1 protein-coding gene is annotated in these 2,260 nt (G+C 41.9%); it reads right to left on the reverse strand.

The window, feature by feature from the left end; genetic code table 11:
* Positions 1-51 precede the first annotated feature (51 nt).
* Positions 52-2,028, reverse strand: coding sequence for a BspA family leucine-rich repeat surface protein (locus KDK13_RS18325; protein ID WP_257286444.1), 1,977 nt, complete (start codon positions 2,026-2,028; stop codon positions 52-54).
* Positions 2,029-2,260 lie beyond the last annotated feature (232 nt).

A 2,260-nucleotide genomic window follows, 5' to 3' on the forward strand; every position in this document is an offset into this window, starting at 1 on the left:
ATCCTCAATTTTCTGCCATCCTCGCTACGGGCGCTATTCTCGGACAGGCTCCTAGAAAACCGGTTTCCAGTCACTTTTCCAGCTCGGGTTTGAACCAGTGTCCCATTCGCTGAATCTGGTTACCTTGTCCACATCCCAGCCGGAAATATTTTGATTGAAGGCTTTTGCCCCATTAAACATGCTCGACATATCTGTAACCTTACCAGTCTTCCAAACAGAAATATCTTGATTGAAGTGCTCTGTATTGCGGAACATATGCGCCATGTTCTTTACGTTCCCTGTGTTCCAATTAGCAAGGTCGCGGTTAAACTCAGATGCACCAAAGAACATACTCAGCATACTTGCAACATTGCCCGTATCCCAATTAGACAAATCTCCATTAAATTTGTCAGCATACGAGAACATATATGCCATATCGGTAACGTTTGCTGTGTTCCAATGAGGAATGTCTTGATTGAAGGCTGCTGCATCCTGGAACATACGCTGCATAGTAGAGACCTTACTGGTATCCCAACCAGAAATGTCCCCATTAAAGGCGGATGTTGCACGGAACATCTGCGCCATGTTCGTCACGTTCTCTGTATTCCAATGAGTAAGGTCACGGTTAAAGGCTTTTGCACCATGGAACATAGCTTCCATATTCGTTACGCGACTCGTGTCCCAACCAGATATGTCACCATTAAATGTTGTCGTGTTTTTGAACATGTTGCTCATGTTTGTGACGTTAGCTGTATTCCAACGAGAAAGGTCAGGATTTAATTTTAGGCCTTCGAAAAGGTTAGATAAGTTTGTAAGCCCGGAAACATCAAAATTCTCAATGGCTTCAATATTACCTTTACGAATGTAATCTGCCAACTCTATTTTTGCTCCGAGTGGTTGTGGATATTTGGCAAAATCACCCTCCATCGCAGAGCCATCAGCAAAAGAATCAAATTGCATTACAGAATCAACATTCCAGCCTGAAAGGTCTTGATTGAATGCTGATGCGCCGCCAAACATGTCCGACATGATTGTAACTTTGCCTGTATCCCAACCCGAAACATCACCGTTAAAATTCGTTGCGCCAGAAAACATACCTCTCATATCAGTAACATTACCCGTCTTCCAATTAGTTAAATTCTGATTGAAGGCTTTCGCTCTTTGAAACATACGGTTCATGCTAGTAACATTACTTACATTCCAAGCTGATAAATTCTGATTAAAGGCTTCTGCATCTAAAAACATAAAGCCCATATCAGTAACCTTATCAGTTTTCCAACCAGATATATCTTGATTGAATTCTTTCGCACCTTCAAACATGCCATACATACTAGTAACATTGCTTGTGTCCCAATGGCTAATGTCTGGAATATTACGCCTTTTTTCAAACAAATTAATAAACGACGTCATTTTACTTGTGTCGTACTTGCTTATTAACAAGTTTGATTCATTATCACCTTTTATAATGGCTTCATATAAAGCTTTATTCGGGGTATTTGCCAGATGCTCTAAAGGTATACCAGTTCCACTAACCATGGCACTATCATCAATTACGCTCGAAAAATCCATCTGACTTAAGTCACCCTTAAAGGCATTGATCGATGCGAACATTTCAGCAACATCAGTTACCTTAGAGGTATCTAATGAATAAAATGAAGGGTGAACCGGATTATAGTGATGGGCAAAGTACATCCCTCGCATATTTGTAACGTTAGATGTATTCCACTTAGCGAGAGAGATGCCATCTGCTGTTGTCGCTTTTATTTTTTTGGCTGCCAATAAGTACGACATATCCGTAATAGCAGAGGTATCAAAATCTTCGACGGCCTTGATGGTTTCAGGCTTATCCGTTGCAATAGCAGCAATAAGCTTATCCAGTTCCGCCCGAGCCTTTCTCGCCTCTTCTGTCTCTGGTGTGGGGTCTGGTGTGGGGTCTGGTGTGGGGTCTGGTGTGGGGTCTGCTGTGGAGCCTGGTGTGGAGTTTGATTCATTACAGCCTGATAAGGTTATACCTAATAAAAGCAATGCGATTGTTTTTGGAACGCCCATTGTTTACTACCTTACATACAATCTGAACTAATCTTGCGTTTAGCAATATGATGATTATATAGGCTTTGCTGCTTTGTTGCTTTGTTGCTTTGTTGCTTTGTTACTTTGTTCAAAGAAAAGTGAATAGCCTCCATTTCCGCATTTATCTCAAAGCCTTACAGCAAGGTACCTAGGAGCCTGACCGAGAATAGACTGCCCTACCGGCAACTGCTCCTGCGTTGCTCTAGCTCCT

The organism is Endozoicomonas sp. SESOKO1, from assembly GCF_024606265.1.
Lineage (GTDB): Bacteria > Pseudomonadota > Gammaproteobacteria > Pseudomonadales > Endozoicomonadaceae > Endozoicomonas.